Genomic DNA, 1,832 nt, shown 5'->3' on the forward strand with positions numbered 1-1,832 from the left:
CGAGCGCGACGACCGGCAGGCCCGGATGCGCGAGCCGCACCGCCGCGGCGGCCGCGCTCGCGGCTGCCGGCGCGCCGGAAAAGTCGATGAAGACGATCGCCGGATTGAGCCCCGCGATACGCTGCGCGAGCGCGCCCGGCTCGAGCAGCGCGGCTTCGACCGCCCCCGCGGACACGAGCGTGTCGCGCAGCCAGCCGACGTGCTTGTCCTGCTGCGACGCGCACACGAAATAGTCGGTGACGGCGGGCTCAGCCAAGGAAAGGGTTCTCGCGTTCATGTTGAACATTCCCGGTTGCATTGCGCGCGACGACACGCGCCGCGTTCATTTCGAAAACCCCGGCGCCGCGTCGGGCGACGCAATGCCGCCGAGGTATGAGCGCCACACCGGGCCATCGCGCTGCTCGGACTGCTCGCCCGGCGTCGCCGGCAACGACGCGCCCTTCGCGATCGGTGCGACGAGGTGCGGCGTCACGATGATCACCAGTTCCTTGTCGTTCTGCTGATAGTTGAGGGATTTGAAGAACGCGCCGATGATCGGCAGGTCGCCGAGGACCGGCACCTTGTTGACGTTCGACATCGTCTCGCGATCGATCAGGCCGCCGATCACGAAGCTCTCGCCATCGCCAAGCTCGACCGTCGTGTCGGCCCGGCGTGTCGTGATCGCCGGCACGGACACGCTGTTGATCGTCACGCCATGCAGGAAATCGAGCTGGCTCGACTCCGGCGCGACCTTGAGCGCGATGCGGCGCGGGCTCAGCACCGTCGGCGTCAACGTGAGGCCGACGCCGTACTGCTTCCACTGGATCGCGGTCGAACCGAGCGCCTGCGGCACCGGCACCGGAATCTCGCCGCCCGCGAGGAAGCTCGCGCTCTGCCCGGACAGCGCGACCAGCGTCGGCTGCGCAAGCACGCGTGCGAGATTGTTCGCTTCGAGAATCGACAGATTCCCGAAAATGCCGCGGCTGGCCGAATTCACGACGAGGTTGAACGCGGACGCGATCGGGATGCCAGCCGTCGCCTGGAACGCCGACGTCGCGCCGCCGGTCACCGACTGCAGCCCGCCCGGCGTGAATGCGCCGAACGCGAAGCCGTTGCTCTGCTTGAAGAAGTTGAGGCCCGCCTCCTTCAGCACCGAGCGACTGAACTCGACGACCCGCACGTCGACCTGCACGGTGTTCTTGCCGCCGACCGTCGACGTGTCGATTACCGTGCCGTCCTTGCCGCTCATGCGCTTGCCGACGGCCGCCGCACGCTCGTGCGCGTCCAGCGATGCCGCCGAACCGGACAGCACCGACGTGCCGCCGTACGCCTTCACGCCGGGCGTCGAGCTGTCGAGCACCGCCTGCGCGGCCGCATCGACGACATTGACGTTCCACACCATCGGCTCGTCGTGGCCGCGCTCCCACAGCATCACGTTGGTCGAACCGGGCGCCTTCGCGACCAGCAGCACCGTGCCGGCGCGGCCGCCCTTCATCACGAGCACGTCGGCGACCGACGGATCGCCGACCGCAACACGCTGCAGCGTGTGCCCGGCAGCGATCTGCCGCTGTGTGCCGACCGCGAGATCGATCGAACCGTTCACGCCGGTGGCCCCCGCCAGCGCTGCGAACGTCATGGCCCAAAGGGCAATTGCGAAAGCAATCAGTTTGTTTGTCATTGTGTCGGAGACCGTCGAGCGGCCATCTCCCTTCCGTTGCTGCTGTCGATGATCGTGCGTTTCGTTATTCTTAATAGGCAACCGTCTCGGTCCGCCCCCCGCGAATCACTTCGATGTTCGCGCCGCCCGATCGCGCGACGACCGGCGCGCGCGGCGTTCGCGGCGCAGCCGGCGC

Annotated in this window: 1 protein-coding gene and 1 pseudogene; both read right to left on the reverse strand. The window is 68.0% G+C overall.

Going from position 1 to position 1,832, the window contains the following annotated elements:
- Window positions 1–277, reverse strand: a pseudogene (locus G3N94_RS41155) (fimbrial protein); the annotation flags it as partial.
- Window positions 278–322: 45 nt separating this feature from the next.
- Complete coding sequence (locus tag G3N94_RS41160; protein WP_205799888.1) at window positions 323–1,657, reverse strand: type II and III secretion system protein family protein; 1,335 nt, start codon at window positions 1,655–1,657, stop codon at window positions 323–325.
- Window positions 1,658–1,832: the final 175 nt, after the last annotated feature.

This window comes from Burkholderia sp. Ac-20353 (assembly GCF_017104785.1).
Classification (GTDB): domain Bacteria; phylum Pseudomonadota; class Gammaproteobacteria; order Burkholderiales; family Burkholderiaceae; genus Burkholderia.